The organism is Oceanospirillum sediminis, from assembly GCF_014164585.1.
GTDB classification, from domain to species: domain Bacteria; phylum Pseudomonadota; class Gammaproteobacteria; order Pseudomonadales; family Halomonadaceae; genus Oceanospirillum; species Oceanospirillum sediminis.
The window spans coordinates 13,685-34,019 of the sequence record NZ_JACJFM010000011.1; the positions used below are offsets into that span (position 1 = coordinate 13,685).

The 20,335-nt window shown below is 46.2% G+C and carries 11 protein-coding genes and 1 other RNA gene; 2 read left to right on the forward strand and 10 right to left on the reverse strand.

The window, feature by feature from the left end:
* Positions 1–11: 11 nt before the first annotated feature.
* Positions 12–1,166: a GGDEF domain-containing protein gene (locus tag H4O21_RS10275; RefSeq protein WP_182808781.1), complete on the reverse strand. Its 1,155-nt coding sequence runs from the start codon at positions 1,164–1,166 to the stop codon at positions 12–14.
* 459 nt (positions 1,167–1,625) lie between these two features.
* Between H4O21_RS10275 and ffs the strand changes: the two genes are divergently transcribed.
* Positions 1,626–1,722: signal recognition particle sRNA small type (gene ffs / locus H4O21_RS10280), an RNA gene on the forward strand.
* A gap of 162 nt (positions 1,723–1,884) precedes the next feature.
* Here ffs and H4O21_RS25455 read toward each other — a convergent pair.
* The 7 genes from H4O21_RS25455 to H4O21_RS10310 all read right to left on the reverse strand — a co-directional run bounded on the left by H4O21_RS25455 (position 1,885) and on the right by H4O21_RS10310 (position 14,436).
* Complete coding sequence (locus H4O21_RS25455) at positions 1,885–2,145, reverse strand: type I restriction endonuclease (protein WP_220495607.1); 261 nt, start codon at positions 2,143–2,145, stop codon at positions 1,885–1,887.
* A gap of 9 nt (positions 2,146–2,154) precedes the next feature.
* The gene (locus tag H4O21_RS25460; RefSeq protein WP_220495608.1) at positions 2,155–2,406 is read right to left on the reverse strand and encodes a hypothetical protein; all 252 of its coding nucleotides are present in this window, start codon (positions 2,404–2,406) and stop codon (positions 2,155–2,157) included.
* 41 nt (positions 2,407–2,447) lie between these two features.
* Positions 2,448–4,442 carry a GmrSD restriction endonuclease domain-containing protein gene (locus tag H4O21_RS10290; RefSeq protein ID WP_182808782.1) on the reverse strand — a complete coding sequence of 665 codons (1,995 nt, stop codon included), beginning with the start codon at positions 4,440–4,442 and terminating at the stop codon, positions 2,448–2,450.
* The gene (locus H4O21_RS10295) at positions 4,435–5,844 is read right to left on the reverse strand and encodes a DUF262 domain-containing protein (RefSeq protein ID WP_182808783.1); all 1,410 of its coding nucleotides are present in this window, start codon (positions 5,842–5,844) and stop codon (positions 4,435–4,437) included. The genes H4O21_RS10290 and H4O21_RS10295 overlap by 8 nt, the downstream gene beginning before the upstream one ends.
* A 478-nt stretch (positions 5,845–6,322) precedes the next feature.
* Positions 6,323–8,569, reverse strand: a complete 2,247-nt coding sequence (locus H4O21_RS10300; RefSeq protein ID WP_182808784.1) for a cyclic nucleotide-binding and patatin-like phospholipase domain-containing protein — start codon at positions 8,567–8,569, stop codon at positions 6,323–6,325.
* Between the two features lie 170 nt (positions 8,570–8,739).
* Positions 8,740–12,723 carry a non-ribosomal peptide synthetase gene (locus H4O21_RS10305; protein WP_182808785.1) on the reverse strand — a complete coding sequence of 1,328 codons (3,984 nt, stop codon included), beginning with the start codon at positions 12,721–12,723 and terminating at the stop codon, positions 8,740–8,742.
* Positions 12,724–12,744: 21 nt separating this feature from the next.
* The gene (locus tag H4O21_RS10310) at positions 12,745–14,436 is read right to left on the reverse strand and encodes a B12-binding domain-containing radical SAM protein (RefSeq protein ID WP_182808786.1); all 1,692 of its coding nucleotides are present in this window, start codon (positions 14,434–14,436) and stop codon (positions 12,745–12,747) included.
* Between the two features lie 246 nt (positions 14,437–14,682).
* Between H4O21_RS10310 and H4O21_RS10315 the strand changes: the two genes are divergently transcribed.
* A complete protein-coding gene (locus H4O21_RS10315) occupies positions 14,683–14,997 on the forward strand; it encodes a SemiSWEET transporter (protein WP_182808787.1) in 315 nt (104 codons plus the stop codon).
* A gap of 114 nt (positions 14,998–15,111) precedes the next feature.
* Here H4O21_RS10315 and H4O21_RS10320 read toward each other — a convergent pair whose 3' ends face one another.
* On the reverse strand, positions 15,112–18,378 hold the full coding sequence (locus tag H4O21_RS10320; protein ID WP_182808788.1) for an EAL domain-containing protein: 3,267 nt from the start codon (positions 18,376–18,378) through the stop codon (positions 15,112–15,114).
* A 366-nt stretch (positions 18,379–18,744) separates the two neighbouring features.
* Positions 18,745–20,283 carry a protein adenylyltransferase SelO family protein gene (locus H4O21_RS10325; RefSeq protein ID WP_182808789.1) on the reverse strand — a complete coding sequence of 513 codons (1,539 nt, stop codon included), beginning with the start codon at positions 20,281–20,283 and terminating at the stop codon, positions 18,745–18,747.
* Positions 20,284–20,335 lie beyond the last annotated feature (52 nt).

Consider the following 20,335-nt stretch of genomic DNA (forward strand, 5'->3'; position numbering starts at 1 on the left):
TGTTCAGCCTGTTATTCTTTTGCTGTTTCGGTGCAGATTACCTGGTTTCGCCCCTGGTGTTTAGCCTGATAAAGCAGATCATCGACACGTCTGATCCAGTGATCCAGCAGGTCATCACTGGTACAAATCTGACTGACCCCGGCGCTGATCGTAATTTGCAGCACATGGCCATCGTAATCGATACAAAGCTGGCTTAGCAGGGTGCTCAGGCGTTCTGCAATCATGCGGGCCCCCGTCAGATCCGTATGAGGCAGAAGAATAAGGAACTCTTCACCGCCTATGCGACCGCAGATATCCGTTTTTCTGAGAATAGACTTACAGGCAACGGCCATCTCTTTCAGTACTTTATCTCCGGCCTGGTGACCATAGCGATCATTGATCAATTTAAACAGATCAATATCAAACATCACGATACTGGAAGGATACAGGTAGCGTCGACAGACATTAAACTCTCTTTGGGCCAGCTCCATAAAGTGTCGTCGATTATACAAACCGGTCAGATCATCCCGGGTCGCCAGCTCCTGTAATCTTCGGTTTGCTGTTTCCAGTTCAATAGCCTTTTGCTGTAGCTGTTTATTCAGAAATTGCAGTTTTTGTTCCCGGGTAAACCCTTCCTGCCGTGCCAGTTTCTGTAGTTCAGAGCGCAGTGTACTTTCTGATGGCTCAATCTGAATAACAGCTCGACGGTAATCGGCATGGCGTTCAATCAGATTCACTCTGGCCCGCATTGGTCTGGAGAAGCAATGGGTAAATAAACCTGATAACTTGCCGCATATAAACGGCATGGCATAACTGGTTCTGGTTTCAGGGAACAGAGTCAGCTCCCATGGATTTTCAATGATAACGGTACCAGACCGGCTTTCGTAATCGACAACAGACTGGATAATATGCCCCCAGCCCGCGGTTGCTGTAATGTCTCCCCAGCGCTGCAAGCCATCACTGAAATCTTCTCCCAGGTCATTGACCATCTGATGGTAATCTTCTTCTGTGCCCTGGCTGGCAGAGTAGGCGACTAACAGAAAGAAGTAAGCATCTCCCAGCTCCTCTTTCAGAGGTTTCAGAATGGTTATTAAAGATGGATCCTGCCAGAAAAGCGTGGCGGGACGACCAAAAAAGTAAAGTTGTTTTTCTTCGGCATCCCACTGATACCAATCAGGCATTGTCATATCATATCTCTTCAGGCTGATCCCTGATCTCCAATGATCGGTCCAGTTTTCCATTTACCCGGCTCCGTGCAGGTCTTAACATTTAACCTTTTTACTACTTTAAAAGCTGTATCCTATTACAGCATTTGTTAACCGGTTCACATTCTGAGTATAGAAGAGGCTGACAAGTCGATAGGGAAATCCGCTTTTTACATAAGAAAACAGGTGATTTAGTGGTAACTAATTCAAGTTGTGAGTTTTCATAGAAATATTCTTTTCAATCAGTTTGAATCCAGGTCGCGGTTTCTGCTGAGGTGGTTTCAGGCTAACGACTATAAGCTGGCCAATGGAGCTGGCATCAGCCTTGCCATAATTATTTCTGTTAGCGGAAAAAGAAATTTGAATTAGTACTTGTGCCTAACTTGTTGATAGTGCTAGAATTCGCCTCGTTGTTTCGAAAGAGACAAGTCGTGGTGGCCCTGTCGGTCCCCCCGCAATGATACCCTGTGAACCTGGTCAGGTCCGGAAGGAAGCAGCCACAGCAGGTGACTCATGTGCCGGGGTGTGGCTGGTGGGGCCATCTCCATTTCTGGGGTATGAAAAATTATTCTTTTCCAGACTTTTCAGTCAATTTTTTCGTAGTATTCTGTTAGCAAGTAACAAGATGACTTCACATAGAGCCTGTTTCAAGCGTCGGCATTAGTCATATTCAGGTTATGATTTAGCCAGCACTTAGGGTTTACCGGATTTTCATCCACGATGGTTTTACGCACATTATCTTCGATGGTTTCAGCCATTGCTTCTGGATTTTTACGGATATTTTCGGCAGTATAATCAGTGCTTCAATGCCTTGTTCGACGATCAGTTCAATGATGCCCAGTGCAATACCGTTAACATAAAGTACCAGGTCAGAGCGTTTCTTATTTTCTCTCTTAATAGAGGCTTCTTCTGCAATGGCAAAATCGTTGGCCTCTGAGTTGTTCCAGTCGATCAACCACACGGTTTCATTTTACTGGCCAGCACCTTCTTTCTCTTTGATGCCATAACGCAACAGACTATAGACCTCTTTATTGGCGTAATAGAGTTGCTTACTTTCACCAAGGGCAGCGGCGTATAGCGTACGTTTTGTCAATGCCTCGCTGACACCGCGTCTGCTAAGCGAATCGGTAAGCAGTTCAACTTCTATGTTTTTATTATTTTCACGGGATTCCCAGTTACCCTGGTAACGGTAGCCTGACTTATTCTCAAAAAACTTTATCACATAGTTTTGTGTTGCTCTCTCATGCTGGTCAACGATTATCCTTAGCTCTGTTTTCCTTTTACTGCCTGAGTAGAATCAAGCAGAAGATTTAGCATTTCTTCGCCATGCTCATTGATCTCATCGGCTCCCCACTCATCATTACTTTTAGTGAGCTTGATCATTTCATATAGTTTCAAGCTATCAATAGACTTGTCGTTAATGGCTGCTGAAAAATGTGCCAACTTTGCTGTGGGTGGGAAATTACTTAAGCGAGAGTTTTTACTGTGACTGATCAGGCAAAGGTTGCCAAACTCATGGAGCTCATCCTCATCCAACACTGGATGACCATCCATTGGGTGTTGCGGATAAAAATGCTCTACCGAGCTGCGAAAAGTAAACTCGAACTCTCTGATAACGGCGTCACTTTTTTCTTTGCCTTGAAGCCACAGCAGATAATCGAGATAGTTAAAGATAAAATTATTTTCGACCTGACCAAATAGCAATTTATTCCTGTCAATATGCCTCAGCTTACGATTCTTAGGGTAATAATCAAATTCTGGCTCAAAAATCATTTCATAATAAGACTTCCCTTCATCACAGGCTAAAAAGCGATCAAATACAAAGCGCCTGGCTAAATTGGAGAGGAAGTCCAGATAGGCCTGGGCATCAGGCTCTTCTTCGTAATAGAGGAAATACAGAGCGGCATTAAGCCAATGCTTGTAAACTAGGGTTGGTGTCGATACATGGAAAGCGGATAACAACATCAGAATCTGTCGATTAATACCTTCATAGCCGCCTTCGTTGTCATCAAAGCAATTGATAAAACTGACACTCTTTTTTGAGTACCACTTCAGGCGTTTTAAACTCCAGGCATCCTGTCCCTGGCTATATTCCCGCTTGATAATGCATTGATCAAAAAGATATTTACATTTGAGTAATGCATAAACAAAATCGGCAACCGTCTCAGCAGGGTCATCATAGTTAAGTAAATAGTCATCAAATTGATCAATAAGCTGCTTATCATCAAGGGAGATATCTTCTTCAGTATAAATTCTGAGTACGTGCAGCAAAAAGTTTGAAAAGTTAATAATACTATTAAACCGTTCTGGTACGTCTTCTTTATCATCGGCTTTATTCGATTTACCTATCGCTGGGGCACGAAGTGGTTTAGAGATAATTTCTGATAAAGGCAGAGCCTGGCTACCGGATTTCATATCATCTAGGCACTCAGTAAGTTCTTCAAAGGAGTCTATTTCAAACTGGCCCCAGTCATTTTGACCAAACATCCTATGTCGTTCAGCTGGTGTAAATCCATACTGGATATAGCGCTCCATATTGGCACAGGCTTCCCAGACCTTATTCAGGGCATTAATGCTTCTGTCTTTTTCCTCTTCATCCTCAATACGACTGAGTACAGCCATCATTCTGGCTTTCAGTACTTCGTGCTTTTCCAGCTGCTCACCCCGGTTGTTCATTGCTTCAAAATAGTGATTCAAATCTGTATCTTCAGGCACTTCCACACGCATAATCTGCACATTCATGAACAGATATTGGGCAAAGCTCTTCAGACTGATATCTTCCAATTGCTCTAAAGCTTTAGTGATAAGCGCATAGCCATTAACAATACCTTCGTTATAGTTCTCGCCGTTTAAGCGATGCAAGGCCACTCGTTGGCTGAGTGCGGTAAATGTTGCTGTTGATTTGGGGCGGCTTTCAAAACTGATATTAACCTGTTTATACCAATTCATTTTGACTGGTTTAAGGGAGGTATTATTTGATAGATCAAGATTTTTCAGATAAGTAGCCAATAGTGATAAAGTTGTAAAGCGTTGCTGCCCATCGATAACCTCGAAGCTGCTATCACTTCGTTTGTATACTACCAGGGTGCCAATGTAATAACGCGTGTGTTTCTTTTTCTGGTAATCAACGACATCCTGCACCAGCTGATTTATTTCACTTTCCCCCCAGGCATAGTTGCGCTGATACATAGGTACGATATAAGTATTGTCATCACTTAATAGCTGTTGTATCGAAAACTCAGTAATAGCATTACTCATAATAATTCATCTCTTTGAACAGCTTGACCAGAGGGTCTTTAGAGGCATTGTTTTTACGGCTGTTGTTTTTGTTATCAGCATTGGTCAAAGATTGTAAAGGCATAGATAGCACATCAGAGGGCAAGGTAGCATCTTTAATCAGCCGGAATAAATTCTGGTTCAACACATGGTTATCCATGGTGGCCAGTTGTACGACCTGTTGCTTAATCCGCAACCGAAATGACCAGATAAAAATTTTCTCTATCGCGCTGGATAGTTCCACAGTGCCAAACTTGTCCATATAAAAAATCAGGCCGCAATCGAATATCGCCCGGACATACTTATCACCGATCCGAAGGCGGTCTGGGTAATGGTTTAAGGTTCGTAGAATATTCAGGGCCTGATGAGTCAATTCAATATCCATAAACCTTGATGACTCACCATATTCTGCATTGACAATGGCCTGCACTTGTTTTTGGTAATAGTTTGACATCTCAAAAAAGCGTCGACCATTGATAATCATCTGATCAAGATGGAATGGAAACGCTTTCTTCTGGCCATCAATTTTTCTATGGTACTGGCTGTTGTAGTCATCGACGTAGTGGTGAGCAATGCGCAAAGACTCAACATAAGGGAAGTGTTCAATTTGATCGATATTTACGCCTTTGAAGAGCCCTACTTCATTCTTACTAAAATAACGGGCAGAGTACCCCAGTGCCCAGCGGCGAATGCGGTATAAATATTCAGCAAATAAAGTGGCTAGCTCTTTACTTTCTAATGCTTCCCAACCAGCGACTGTTTCAGCCTTAAGCGTCTGTTCATCTTCGCTGAACTCACGTAAATGGTAGGCTTTAAGCAGATCATGTGGTTCAAGATCTCGGCCTCGTGCGTTTTGTGAGTCGAAGAACTGAAACGCCTCAGAGATGGAGCAGAGTGAGAATATCACCACCTCACAGTGGTTTAATAGGAAATCAATATGGTGCTCGGTAAATTCGCTACGGCTTACCAAGCGTTTTATTTCCAAATAATTTTGGTGCAGGTTGCGTTGGCTAATGTCGCTACTGAACTGCTGAGCTTCCATAAAGGCTTCTATAGGTTCTTCCAGTGCCTCTAATTGTTCAGATAAGTCCTGTCGTTCCAGTTGATCCCAGCGTTCCTGAATAATTGCGTATACAGCCAACACCAGGGTTAATGTACGCTGCTGACCATCGACAATATTCAGCATCCCTTCATCGTCATGATGAAAGACGATAGTACCTAACCGATAGGCACTTTGCGTTTTATGTAGCTGAATATCCTGAAACAACTGGTGGATATTACGTGTTGTCCATTTATAGGGGCGTTGATAAGGTGGGATCGTCAGCTTTTCCAGTTGTACCAGTTCGCTCACCTTTATGATATCTCTTGCTAAGGTCTGCGCCATTTATAGTACCCTGCGCGCGTTTACACAACACGTCCTGATTACCACATCCATTCAGAATCCTTAATTTTTTATCTCTTTTAAGATTGTGTATATAGCTCTACTTATACCAATCGAGTCTTACCTGTCAGCAACTCCTGTATCATACCCTGTTTGATCTGCTGGGTTTTACTTAAGCACTGCTCCAATGCCTGAATCTCTTCATCCATATCAGATAGGATTGAGGTGGTCTAATAGATACAAGCAGTCCAGTTAAGGATAATTCCATTAACTGGAGAGAAAATGATAGCCTTTCGAGGCATCTGCCAGATCTGTAACTGAACCCTGAGTGAAATGATTTCATCTGCCATACCTGCTGTTTTCATTGTAGCTGTATCAAAAGGTGGTTTTGGCGGTGGGTCAGGCATGCTGGTTGTACCATCATCATCTGATGGCGACGGTGATCTCTCCGATTCAGGCCGCAGCTATCATGGCAAAACCTTCATAGGATACGGGATTCAGCTTTCCATGTTTCTAAAAGAGGTTTTGAATAGTCATAACCCACACGGTCTAATTGTTCAATCTTCTTATAGTCCACGATTGAGAAATCACTGAGTGGCGGTTCTATATACAGGTCTGTATAGGTTTCCTGATTTTTTCTCTGCTCCAGCGTGCCGCCAACATTAGATACCCGCATCAGTACTTCAACCATGCTGGGTACGTTAATTGATTTTTTAAAAGGATTAAGGCGGCTAAAGAGTACAGCCCAGCCTGATAACGCACCGTCATACTCTATCGGGTCTCTGGCATCGTTTTTAGGGTTTACGTTGACGGCCAGAACGATACCCCCCGGATTTGCTTTAGCCATAACATCCACAGGCAGACTATTCAGTGCAGCACCATCGACAAGCAAGCCTTCTTTGTGAGGGTAGGGAGGATAAATGCCGGGTGCAGCATTACTGGCCAGCACAGCTTCCACGACAGGACCGCTGTTATGTATTTTCATTCCTGCGTGACTGATATTGCATGAAACCGAAAAGTATTTCATTGATAAGTCTTCAATCAGAACATCGCCAAAGGCTTCTTCTGTCACCTTGCAGGCTTTTCTGCCAGAAAAAAGTGAGACTAACGGCAGTGTGGGTATTTCTGCAAAAGAGCGGGTGATGTGCTTACTTTGTTCAAGTATTTTGTCGGGAGACCAGCCCAGAGCAATCTGGCAGGCAATAAAGGCTCCGACACTGGTGCCGCCGATAAAGTCAATGGGGATATTCAGCTCTCTCATCGCCCTGAAAACCCCGATGTGGGCCATCCCACGCCCACCGCCAGCCCCCAGCACTAACCCAATAGCTTCTCCAGTTAAAAAGCGAGCCAGCCTTTTAATGTCACTTTGTTTATTGTGACGAAGGTGGTGATGCATGATGCATTCCCGAGGTGTTAGCCAGGCGGCCGTATTTTGCGCAATAGTTGTTTCAGGCGGTTGCAGTAAGAGCAAGTGAGGTTTGATCAGGTTGTCTGATTTGATTTTTCTAATTTGCTGTTCAAAAGTAGTCATTGTCGGATCTGCAGTGGCATCTGCGAGTAGCAGTATCGTATCTGCTTGTCGTATGCAGCGCTGTGTCCAGGGGGTATCTGTATTGTCGGTAATCAGAATCAGGTGTTCGTGAGAGCGTTCCAGATCGTTCAGGGCGTTAACAATCGATTTTTTGCACGCTTCATCTGAATAGTTTGCAGACTGATCACTGATTCCTCCCATCTCTTCAATCAACTGACGATTAACGGTCAGAACAGCGCCTCTGTGAGCTAAGGCTGTTTGCAGCATGCTGGCTATTTTCTGAACCGGTACGGCATTGGTAATCGGTGATAGGGTGATCGTACGTGGTATGGTGGTGCCGTGAGGACGGGATGGCGTAATTAAATGATCCACTATCATTTTAGTGGTTGCTTTGTGAACGGCAGCCGGATGTTGAGCAAATAATTGATCAAATACAGCCTTACTGAGTCGGCCTACTGTCGAGTCACGTATAGCACGGACGTGAACAGCCCGGCTGGTCTCTAAAATGACACCAATTTCACCCAGTACTTCACCCCGGTCAATATCTCTCAGAGGAATCTCTGTGCCGTTAATCTCATCAATAGCCAGGAAGCGTCCACTGACAACAAAGTAAATATAATCAGAGGGATCTCCTTTCCTGATGAGCTGGACGCCACTGGGCACTACTTTCAGTTCCATGTCATGGCTGAGCTGATCCAGAATACTTTCATCTAAATCGGCAAACAGTGCGCTTTCCTGTAGGGCTGCTTTAAGATGAATGATTTCAATCGTTTTAGTTAATCGGCTGATGACATTGCGGAATTGATCTGGATATTGGGTCTGCAGTTGTTTGAAGGCGGTTCTTGAGAGCCGGTAAACATGAGACTCTGATACCACCAGAGCCGCAGATGTACGAGTCATCTGGCCACCTAAAACAGCCAGATCAATGATATCTCCGGGAGTACACATGGATACTACTGAGGTATTGTTATCTGATGAAGGGACTATATGAACGCTGCCAGAAGCTAAAAAAAAGACGCTGTCAGCAATGTCCTGGCGATCAAAAATATAACTACCCGCTTTGAACTCTGATGATTCAATAGCCTGGGCAATTGCTCTGAACTGATCGTCTTGAAGCCCCTGAAAAACATCCAGCGTTGTTAATAGTGCGATGATTGCTTCATGAGCCATAGGATCATTGGAATGTTTGAAGGCCATGAACCGTTTTCCTTTTAATGCCAGTATCTTTACCGGGTAGGGACTGACTGCTGCAGGTTGCTGTGGTTTGCCAGCAGACAGTTCAGCGTATGCAAATAAGCATAAAAACAGATGATAAGGTGCTGTCGTCTGTATAGTGGACTTTTATAGAAAAATCATAGAGATGCCAGTTATTTATGTAAACTCTTTTCAATGGCCTGAGACAGAGATTCAACATTGTCTGTTGAAAACATGGAGCCATGCCAGCCCTGGACACGTAAGACGCGCAATGGATAGGAGAAGCATTTTTTCCAGCGATGGAATAATAGTGGACTCAGCCAGTTCAGACCGTTTGAAATAATCAGATCTACCGGGCCATCAAACGGGTGAACCTGATAGGTCTTCATCATCTCAATCTGTGTGGTCAGTCCCTGGTCCGAGATCATGGCACCTAAGCGCTGACCATTAATGCTGGCATTCAGTATACGAAGACCCTTAACCAGTTTTACAAAAGCCAGCCATAGCTGTGTGCTGCTTAAGATCTGGCCAGGGTATACGGTTTCCAGCAGAAAGGTTCGTTGTGGTGGCCGATTACGACGGGTTAATTCTTTTGCCGTTTCAATAGCCAGAATACCGCCAATGGAAAAGCCTCCGATAATAAAGGCTCTGTCGGTTTGTGCTTCTATTGCATCGGCATAATGTTGTACCAGATTCAGGTTTCGTTTCTCCTTGTAGTCACTTGCTGCGTTTAGAGGCGGTTGCAGCATCACCAGTGAGCAACGTTTGCCCAGAGTATCAGCCAGCCGCTGGAAGCGAATTGCATCACCATGGCCTGAGGCTGCCAGAAACACCGTGGGGGCTGTAGGGTGATCACTTAACGGCACAGCAACAGGCTTATCACTGATACATTTCAGATATGCCTGAGCGATCTCGGCTATGGTCGGGTGATGGATGAAAAAGGATAACGATACTGTATTGTCTTTACCGGATAAGGCATCCAGTCCTGACAAAAAATTCATGGCCGATAATGAATCACCACCCAGAGCAAAGAAATTATCATGAATGCCAATAGGGCTGTGTTTTAACAGATCTTCCCATAGCGTCACCAGCTCGGTTTCCAGAGGTGTTGTGGGGGCTTTGTAGTTTTCTGTTTCCTCCCGGTGGGTAATTTCAGGCAAGGCTTTCCAGTCTGTCTTACCACTGGGATTACCAGGCAAGGCATCCATTACTTTAATGAAACCTGGCACCATGTAGTCGGGGAGTCTGTTACGCAGATAGTGGCGTACCGCCTTTTCATCCAGCGTTTTACTGGCCAGCCAGGCATATATTCTTACTGTATTCTGCCGGGTGCTGGCTTTGACCGCTGCCGCGGAAACCTCCGGGTGAGCCAGTAATACCATTTCGATCTCGTCCGGTTCAATACGATGACCGCGTATTTTAATCTGGCGATCCACACGTCCTGAAAAATAAATCATTCCATCCGGCATCTGTACACCTCTATCGCCGGTTTTATACAGACGTATCTGTGGATCAAATGGGGCGTAAATAAAACGTTCTGTATCCAGTTCAGGTCGGTTGAGATAACCCCTTGCCAGGCCCGGACCTCCCAGACAGATCTCTCCTGTCACTCCAACAGGCATCTGTTGACCATCAGAACCCAGTATATAAACACGACTGCCATCAATGGCTTTACCTATGGGAAGTACGGCAGGCATCTCCTGCTGAAAACATTCCCAGCTAGTGGCCAGGATTGTTGCTTCTGTCGGTCCATAACAGTTAATTAAACGGGCACCGGTCAGGGTTAAAAAACGTTGTGCTTGGTCGGGATGTAGTATTTCACCGCCGCACCAGACCAATTTTAGTGCCAGACCTTTTTTCCCTTCGATGGCATCCAGAAAATAGGGCAGAGTTGAAGGTACAAAAATAGCAAAACTGGCTTTATGACGCAGAATTGTCTGAGCTATTACCTCCATTGTCTGACGCCTAGGAGGAGGCAGGATAATGGCTCCCCCCTGACAAAGCGGAGCAAAAATTTCTACCATAGCCGGGTCAAAGGTAATCTGAGTACCCTGGCAGCTGCGATCTGCGGGTACTGAGTCATAGGTCGAGACAATGCGCGACATCAGAGCGCTATGTTCGATCATGACACCTTTGGGCAGACCACTGGAACCGGATGTGTAGAGTATATAAGCCAGTTGACTGGCTTTAGGAGGCGTTAATGCCGGGTGGTTATTCACGCTATCCGGGATATGGCTACTCTGTGTCTCCCACTCTGATATCTGTTGCTCTGATATCTGATGGAGCTGATCAGGTTCCAGAAAATCAATGGACAGGGTTTCTGCCAGAAAGCTCAGTTGCCGGGCCGAATCACCATCCACTATTATCGTGTTGATATCACCTTCGTGCAGCATATGTTGCAAACGATCAGCAGGCATCTCCGTATCAATAGGCATAAAGGCTGCGCCAGAGCGAAGAATACCCAGAATAGTGGCAATCATAGCCGGGGAGCGTTGAACCGCAAATGCAACAACAGGGTTTGATGCCAGGGAGGCCGGTGTTGTGCTTTTGAGTTTCAGTGCAATATGTCTGCTCCAGAGTTCCAGTTCAGCATAGTTGATACTGCTGCTATCAGATATCAGGGCCGTTGCATCCGGATTACTTCTGGCCTGAGCTAAAAAAGCATCGATAACTGTGGGGTATTCCTGCTGAAACAAAGGCGGGGCTGTTGATAGCTCAGCCAGCAACTGTTTTTCTGAGGGAGGAATAAGCTCAACGTTTTTACACAGGGTATCAGGTGTATCAACAATTGTCTGAAGAAGCAGATGCCATCTTTTCAGCAACTGTTCCGCTTCACCATCAAACAGATAATTCTGATTGGCTTCGATCACCATTTCCACATCATCGTCAGGTGAAAACTCACAAAGCGACAGAATGACAGGGTAGCGCGAAACTCCAGAAAACAACTGACGAGTATTCTTTAAAACTGCCTGATCGAAAGACAGGTCAAGCATCTGGCGCTCAAAGGAGAAAGCCAGATCAAAGACCGCTGTGCGGCCTTCCTTGAGTACCTCAAGGTGACGTGATATCTCAGCTAAGGGGAATCGCTGGTGCCGGTAACAGCGCCTTAAGGCCTTACTTACAGAGTTGACTAACTCCGCCAGGCTGGCTGAGAGATCGACTTTAATCGCGACAGGCATAACATTGGTAAACAGCCCCGGTGTTGATTTATAGCGTTTACCCCATCTATTGAGTGTGGGGACACCAATGACAATCTGGTTCTGGCCACTGACTCTGGAGTAATACAGGGCTAAGGCTGCCAGAAAAACAGGGGCTGAGCTGCTGACACCTTCTTCTATACGATCATACAATTCCCGGGAAATGGTATGCTGGCGAATGACTGACGGATTAAGTACTTTTTCTGCATTCACTCTTTTCTGAGAATTAACTGCACTTTTCTGATGTTGGGCGTCCTCTCGGAAAAATGCATTTTGCCGGGGCTGAAGAATAGACTCTGGTAAATCCGGAAGATGCTTCTGCCAGAACGCTTTGTCTTTTTCAAATTGCGGACTGTCGCAGTAAGCCTGATTATCCTCCAGGTAGTCGTAATAGCCGGGGGCGCCTGAATCTGGGATGGAATGATGGTTGGCTAACGCTGTGTAGACTTCTGACCAGCGGTGCATAATCCGGGTTGAGCCAAAGCCATCCATTAACAAGTGGTGATAGAGGGCTTGTATACCATATCGCTCTTCACTTAAACGGGTCAGAATGATTTTCCAGGGGGGGACTGGACGAGTCAGATCAAATGGCCGGGCTGAGTATTTGTCCCATAAGGCCAGAGTAGCCGCTTCAGGGTTTGGCTCGTTGCGCAGATCAATCTCTTCAGTATCTGGTGTGATCTTGTCCAGCAGAAGAAAGTTTTCTCCGCCCTGAGGCACCATACGCAGAGCATCACTTTCATGAGCTACAATATCCAGCGCTTGCCACAATAAAGCCAGATCCAGGGGGCCTTCAATAAAAGCTCCTCCCCCCATATTGTATAACGGGCTATTCGCATGAGCGCATTGATCCAGCCATATCGCCTGATGCCCTGGTGTCATGGGGTACAGATGAGGTTGCTCACCTTCTATTGCCGGGTTGTCTGTTTCCGGGCTATCTGAATCCGGTCGAGGAGTCATCGGTGTTGAGCAATCCATGGATTAAATCTGCTCCACTTTAATCAGCGGACTTCGGCGTTTAACTGCCTTGCGGGCACGTCGTGCAATTCTTAGCAAGTGTAAATAAAGTCCTATATGGCCCACCAGGGACTTGCTGACCTCCCATGCCCGACGGGGATAAAAGCGCCAGATCGGCTCTATCTCTCTGCCGGGGCGGCGATCAACACGTGATTTAAACCTTACCAGGCCGTAGACATAAGGGTGGCTTTTTTCAAAGCGAGGAGAGCCATAAAAAGCCATCATCACCTGGATTAGCTCTTTAACACTGATGCCATTTTCCAGTGCCTGGGTGAAGATTTTCTCGATATGTTCCGGGGTGTAAAACCAGTCGTAAAGATCCAGATAGGTCTGATTCCATTCCTCTTTACTCATCAGAGGGTGGTCAAATACGGCATGAGTGGTGTCGTATTCATTCAGGTCCGGGTCCAGTTTTACACCGGCTTCAACGGCATGTTTATGATCCATAGAACCTGGCAAAGGAGTTAAAACGGTAGTAATCAGGATATCGATAGGCACATTGTCCTGAAGAAAACGAACATCTTCCTTCATGCGCTCAGGGGTGTCGTTGTCAAAGCCAATAATCAGGGTGCCAAAAATAAATATTCCGGCTTTTTTCCAGGCCATAGCCATATCATGCATAGCCTGAACTTTGTTGTGCTTCTTGCCTGCGGCTTGCAGGCTATCGGTTCGCACAGCTTCTATACCAATAAAGACACGGGTACAGCCTGCTTCACGGGCTTTTTCGACAAAACCAGGAATACGATGGGACTGTGTATCCAGTTGCACAAAACAATCCCACTCAATACCGGTCTCTTTGTGTAGCTTGATAAAGACATCCAGAATCTCTCTCCACTCACGCAAACGAGCAAAGTTATCATCTACCAGTAACAGGCGGTGAGTCCCCTGATCTATACATTGACGCAGATAAACCTCAATCGCAGCAGGATCGCGTGAGCGCATCTTATTGCCTGATACATTAATCACCGAGCAGAACGAGCATTTAAAAGGGCAGCCTCGTCCCATGTCCATAGTCGCTACATCAATCTTCATCTTACGTTGCTGAGGGGTTAATAGTTTGGGCAGAGGCGCTTTGCTCATATCGGCTAAATCATCACCTTTGTCATACATCGACTTTAAGGTGCCATGCCAGACATCCCGTAATAGTTCATCAACACCGGTTTCCAGCTCACCGGCATAAAGCGTAATACCTTCATCCTGGGCAGACTGAAGCGCGCCATATTCCCAGTCCGGGGTCAGAGCCATTGTTCCGCTGACATGAAAACCGCCAATCGCGACGGGAATGCCCTGTGCGATAAACTGTCGGGCCAGATCAACAGAGCGCGGATACTGATTGGTTTGTACTCCAACCATCATTACCAGCGCGCGATCAAAGGATTTCAGCTTTTTACTCAGTTTTTTTGTGTTGACCCGGGTGGTCATTTCATTAATCCCCGTGATATCAACAGTCACATCGGGACCTAATACCTGGCGATTGACGGCATCTTCAACAATGCCCCAGACCGCCGCAAGGCTATGTGCCGGGCCAATGCTTTTCCACCACTGTACGACATAGCCATCGTCGTCATAACGGGATGGTTTGATCATCAGAATACCCAGACGTGAGGGCTGGCTGGCTGAGGCTGGCTCAGAATGAACAATGGTATGTTTTTCCATAAGGCCCTCTGCTTTTGTTGAATAAAGACTTCGCTAAAATAATCCGGGTCTGTTTCTGGTGTGTTTTAAGTTATAGCCTGGATAACATCTCATGATCCAGTCTGCCAATAAAGCTGTGTTTTTTGCATGACTTTATATACTTCATGTTTCAACAGGATAGCTGAGGCGCGCTTTTTTACTCTTTGAGTTTTAACTGTTCTGATGTATAGAAGGAGATTAATTTCGTTTAGTGAGGTCAAATGACGAATGGAGCCTACTACCCTGGTTGGTTTGCTGGCCGCGTTTTGTACGACATCAGCATTTATTCCTCAAGTGATTCAGATTTTGAAAACAGGGAATACGGATGGTATTTCATTAATGATGTATGCCATTTTTACCACAGGTGTCTCTTTATGGCTGATCTATGGCCTGATAATGAATGACTTGCCTATGATTCTGGCTAACCTGATAACACTGATCCTGGCTTGTATTGTACTAGGGCTTACGCTTTATCAGCGTATGGCAGATAGAAATAAGATGATTGATTCAGGCTGCATGTCTTCAGATGCTGAGCATCATTGAGCTTGTGATGTATGTGGGCTCTTTGCCGTGCGCAGGTCATTGTTACCCTGCTGAGAGTTTCAGGAAGCGTTTCTGGCTCTGAGTGATTGCCACCCAGAGTTTCATGAATCAGTGTCAGGATGGAAACTGTTCTGTTTCAGCCAGAGTATTGTCGAGCAGCAACGCGAACTGTTCCATTGGCAGGGGGCGGCTCATCAGGTAGCCCTGATAGATATCGCAACCAATTTCATTAAGAATCTTCAGCTGGTTCTCATGTTCGACACCTTCAGCCAGTACTTTGATGCCCAGAGAGTGCCCCATAGCAATGATTGCTGCGACAATTTCCCTGTCTCTGGCATTGTGCTCAATTTCATCAATAAAGCTCTTATCAATTTTCAGCACATCAATCGGGAAGCGTTTGAGATAGGAGAAAGATGAATATCCTGTTCCAAAATCATCAATCGCAATGTGGATACCCAGAGAACGAAAGCGTTCCAGCAGAGTAATCGTGCTTTCTGTCTCAGACATCAGTGCGCTCTCTGTCAGCTCCAGTTCCAGGTGATGTGCAGGAAAGCCGGTTTGCTGCAGAATATCAGAGACTTGATTGTACAGTTCAGGGTCACTAATCTGACTGGCTGATAAGTTAACAGCCAGAATCAGTGGGGGATTGCCTTTATCCAGCCATTTTTTACCCTGCTGGCAGGTCTTCAGCAGTACCTGATAGCCGATGCGGTTGATCTGGCCATTCTGTTCACACAGATCAATAAAACTAAAGGGCGATAACAACCCTTTTTCCGGATGCTGCCAGCGTACCAGTGCTTCGGCGCCTGTGATGCTGTTGCTATGGATATCGGTTTGAGGTTGCAGGTAGACACAAAGCTCATCGTTCTCCAGTGCCTGGTACATCTGGGTTTCCAGTTCTAACTGGTTTCTGGCATTACGGGTCAGCGCTTCTGAGAAAAAGCTGAAACGGGAGCGACCTTCTGCTTTTGCCTGATAAAGTGCAGCATCAGCATGTTGCAGCAGAGTATGGGCATCGTTTCCATTCTGGGGAGCCAGGCTGATACCGATACTGGCACCAACTGTGACCGTCTGGCCTTTTTTCAGTACCCAGGGCTGATTCAGCTGGTTGATAATCTGCCGGGCCAGTAAAGACAGTTCAGCGGCATCTTCATAGTGATCAAACAGCATCGCATACTCATCGCCTCCCAGTCTGGCCAGGGTGTCCAGATGAGGCACTGTCTGATCCAGCACCTGTGAAACCTGCTTTAGCAGATCATCACCGGCTTTATGGCCATAACTGTCGTTAACGTTCTTAAAGCGATCCAGATCCAGTAGCATCAGGGCAACCTGCCCCTCTTCTTTCTGAGCCTGACGAATGGCGTGATCTGTACGCATCATCAGCGTTTTACGATTGGCCAGACCTGTGAGTGGGTCATGGTAATCGAGGTAGGCCAGTTTATTCTCAGAGGCTTTCTGTTCTGATAAGTCTGCAAGCACACCGACATAGTGACTGATTTCATTTTTATTATTGCGTACGACACTGATGTTCAGTAATTCGGGGTAGGTGCTGCCATCTGACCGACGACTGATGACCTCACCCTGCCAGCTGTCATAGTTTCTGATGCTATGCCACATCGCCCGATAAAAAGTACGTGGGTGCTGGCCGGACTGTAGTATGGCCGGGGACTGTCCTATAACGTCTGCTTCACGATAACCAGTCATATTGCAGAACGCTTTATTGACCATCTGTATTTTCAGATCAACACTGACGACCATAACGGCTTCACTGGTATTCTCAAATACTGCAGCGGCCTGTTTCAGGCGCATCTCATTCTGGCGTTGTTCAGTGATATCTCTCAGGTAGGCAAAGAAACGTCCGCCATGTTTTGGCCAGTAAGTGGCTCTGACTTCAACATCAAAAATCGAACCATCTTTGTGACGGTGCTTACTGATAAACCGAGACTTACCATGCTGACGAATATGGTGAATACGCTGCTCGGTCTCATCCGGATGTTCTTCATAGTCAATATCCGGAATAGTCATCTGCAGCAGTTCTTCTTTACTGTAACCCGACATATCACAATAGGCCTGGTTCACATCCAGTAAACGCCCTTGCGTGTCTGTCATCCAGAAGCCATCCAGTGCTGTACCAATGACACTGCGATAGGTTTCTTCACTTTCCTGTTGGGCTACTTCATGCCGGAGACGCTCACTGATATCCCGGGCAACGGAGACGTAATATTCATCGGTCTCGGTTTTCAGGCGGGTGGCATTAATCTCTACCGGGATTTTATGACCATCCTTATGAAGATGCTGACTGCGAAAAACGGCAAAACCTTTCTGATCAATTTCATCATTCAGTTGTTTTATATCCAGACTGGCCGCTGCAGTAGAGATATCGGCAATGTTTTTTTCTCTGAACTCTTCGGCAGTGTATCCCAAGCATTCATATGCCTGCTGATTGGTATCAACGATAGTAAAATCCTGAGCCCGAAGAATAAAAATGCTGTCGCTGACCTGGTTCATAAGGCGGCTGAACAGACTTTTTTCACTGAGCTCTTTCAGCTGTTCCTGAATGGTTTCTATCTGTTGTTCTTTTCGGTTCAGTTCACATTCAAGATGGTCAACATAACCCTGCTGCAGGGCTTTAGTGATATCTCTGAGAGTGATAATGCCACTGACTTCATTGTCTTTTGTGGTCACTACAAAGCGTCGGATGGATTTGGCTTCCATCAGATGCGAGGCATCTTTAACCAGCACATCTTCACTCAGAGTGTATACCGGGGAGTGCATGACGAGTTGTAAGGGGGTATCGTCGGGGTTATTCAGGTCACGGGCCAGGCGTACGATATCTCTTTCTGTCAGGATACCTGAGGGGTGCTTGTTTTCCGTGATTACCACGCAGCTGATGGTTGCGGTGTCCATCAATTTAATGGCATCCAGTACACTATGCTGTGCGGTAAGCTGGTGAACACTGGTGCTCATCACATCCCGCACCCGTATCTTAATGGCCAGAGGAATGTAGTCCAGATGGTGAATAAAATCGCTCTCATTCACAACGCCCAGCAGTTTGTTCTGCTGATCTGTAATCACTAGCTGTCGCAGGCTGTTTTCAGACAGAATTCTGAAGGCTTCATTACAGCTGGTATCTCCGGAAACCGTGACAGGAGGCGTGCTCAACTGGCCAAGCGTGCCATGTAGCGGGAGTGTGCTGCGGGCAAGATACTGTACCAGGGCCTGTTCTGTAAATATGCCTGTTGGCTGATGCTGATCGTCGACCTGAATAACGCAACTGGTATTTTCCAATTGCATCTGTGCCAGTACATCGCGAATGTCAGTGTCGGGACTGACTTTGATCAGCTGAGGTGACAGCATACTGCTGACAGGGGTATTTTCCATGGCCCTGAATCCGGTTATGGCTCCTGTAATAAACCTTAAGATTATAAGGGAATGTCGTTTTTTGTAACAGGAATATCAGTGAATGTGCTATGGTTTTTTTAATATCCCATAAAGAAGCAGGCAGAGTAAACACGCCATTATTATTGTGAATACTGCTCTGCACAAGTAAATTTACTCTTTGTTTTTACTCCGATTATCGTAGAAATGATTAATCTGAAGTGCCGGGTGCATCAGGTGTGAGTCAGGCAGGTATTTTCAGGAATCGCTAACGTCTTCTGTTTCTTTAGTCCTGATTGTTAATGGTTTTGTGTATCAGTTTTTTCATCGATTTCTGTTGGGAAATAACACTCCTGTTTTCCTGTCAGATCAGGAGGAACAGCTGAGACCGATTCCGGAAGCCCAGTCTGGGGCCGGGCCAGCAAACCGGGCCATATTATGATGCTGCTGATAAGGCTGGCGCAGTACCGGAAGTAAGTCATTGATCAGTGTGAAATTGCCCTGATGAGCCTGCTCTATTGCTTCCTGGGCCATATAGTTTCGTAACAGGAACACGGGATTGACCTGCAGCATCTGCATCTGACGTTCACTATCTGAAACAGGGTAGTCCTGCAGATGCTGGTGATAGCTATGTAGCCAGTGTTCAAAGGCCTGAGGTCTTGGTGTGATCGTTTGCAGGTTATGTATCTGGTCCGGGATCGGGGTTTCACTGAGTAAGCGGACCATTAATGTCAGATCTGTCTGCTGGCTTTCCAGTAACCGGGTCAGATCATCAATCAGAGTCTGATGCTTTTTATTGGTGGTGAGTGGCAGCAGATCTTCTGTGCCGGTCAGTGCAATGGGAGTCAGGCCCAGTCGGCGACTCATAATCTGATAGTAATAGCCTGCATACAGCGTATTGAATTCACCTAATGCGGCTTCCAGCAGCGCTTTTGCCTGCTGAGGATCTTTATGAACCAGAGGGATAAAACACTGGGCCAGGCAATAAAGGTTCCAATGCATAACGTCTGGTTGCTGATTAAATGCGTAACGCCCCTGATGATCTGAACGGTTGCTGATGGTGTTCTGTTTATACTGATCCATAAACTGGTAAGGGCCATAATCAAGCGTTTCTCCAATCAGTGACATGTTATCTGTATTCATCACACCATGAACAAAACCATAAGCCTGCCAGAGTGCGACCAGACGCGCGCTGCGTTTGATGACTTCATTCAGCATGGTCAGTGAGGGATTGCTCTCCTGCAGGTACTCCGGAAAATAACGCTGCAGGCAGTAACGGTTCAGTTGTTTAAGCTCGTCGAGCTGTCGATTGTGATAGAAGTGCTCAAAGTGGCCAAAACGTATGTGGCAGCGGGTTACCCTGAGCAGTGTTGCACAGGGTTCTGCCAGACCATCCCGGATGACTGTCTGGTCAGAACCTACCAGGCATAAAGCCTGAGTGGTTGGTATCCCCAGTCCCTGCATGGCGGCACTGACCAGATACTCTCGTATGCTGGAGCGCAGTACTGCACGACCATCCCCGAAGCGGGAATAACGGGTCTGTCCCGAGCCTTTCAGGTGCAGATCCCAGCGTTCACCGTCCCCGGTAACAACCTCACCCAGTAACAGCCCCCGACCATCGCCCAGTTGAGGATTATAGACTCCGAACTGGTGACCTGCGTATTTCATCGCCAGAGGTTCACTGCCAGCCAGAGTGAGCTGACCAGAAAATAGATCAGTCAGCTGTTGATAGTCCAGAGCACTGGGGTCCAGTTCCAGTAGGCGTGCTACATCACTGTTGATACTGATCAGATGAGCGGAATCCAACGGGACTGGCTCTATTCTGTGATAGAAGTGTTCAGGCAATCTGGCATAGCTGTTATCCAGTCTGAGATGCATCAGATCTGTCAGTGCAGGCTGTAGATTCATACGTTGATTCAGGTTCCGTTTTATCGTTCGGATATATATCTGATTATTTTAG

What these genes read in the sequence shown, in the direction of transcription:
- H4O21_RS10275 (WP_182808781.1), bottom strand. Translation starts at nt 1,166, where the DNA reads ATGACAATGCCTGATTGGTATCAGTGGGATGCCGAAGAAAAACAACTT.
- H4O21_RS10290 (WP_182808782.1), bottom strand. Translation starts at nt 4,442, where the DNA reads ATGAGTAATGCTATTACTGAGTTTTCGATACAACAGCTATTAAGTGAT.
- H4O21_RS10295 (WP_182808783.1), bottom strand. Translation starts at nt 5,844, where the DNA reads ATGGCGCAGACCTTAGCAAGAGATATCATAAAGGTGAGCGAACTGGTA.
- H4O21_RS10300 (WP_182808784.1), bottom strand. Translation starts at nt 8,569, where the DNA reads ATGGCCTTCAAACATTCCAATGATCCTATGGCTCATGAAGCAATCATC.
- H4O21_RS10305 (WP_182808785.1), bottom strand. Translation starts at nt 12,723, where the DNA reads ATGACTCCTCGACCGGATTCAGATAGCCCGGAAACAGACAACCCGGCA.
- H4O21_RS10310 (WP_182808786.1), bottom strand. Translation starts at nt 14,436, where the DNA reads ATGGAAAAACATACCATTGTTCATTCTGAGCCAGCCTCAGCCAGCCAG.
- H4O21_RS10315 (WP_182808787.1), top strand. Translation starts at nt 14,683, where the DNA reads ATGGAGCCTACTACCCTGGTTGGTTTGCTGGCCGCGTTTTGTACGACA.
- H4O21_RS10320 (WP_182808788.1), bottom strand. Translation starts at nt 18,378, where the DNA reads ATGGAAAATACCCCTGTCAGCAGTATGCTGTCACCTCAGCTGATCAAA.
- H4O21_RS10325 (WP_182808789.1), bottom strand. Translation starts at nt 20,283, where the DNA reads ATGAATCTACAGCCTGCACTGACAGATCTGATGCATCTCAGACTGGAT.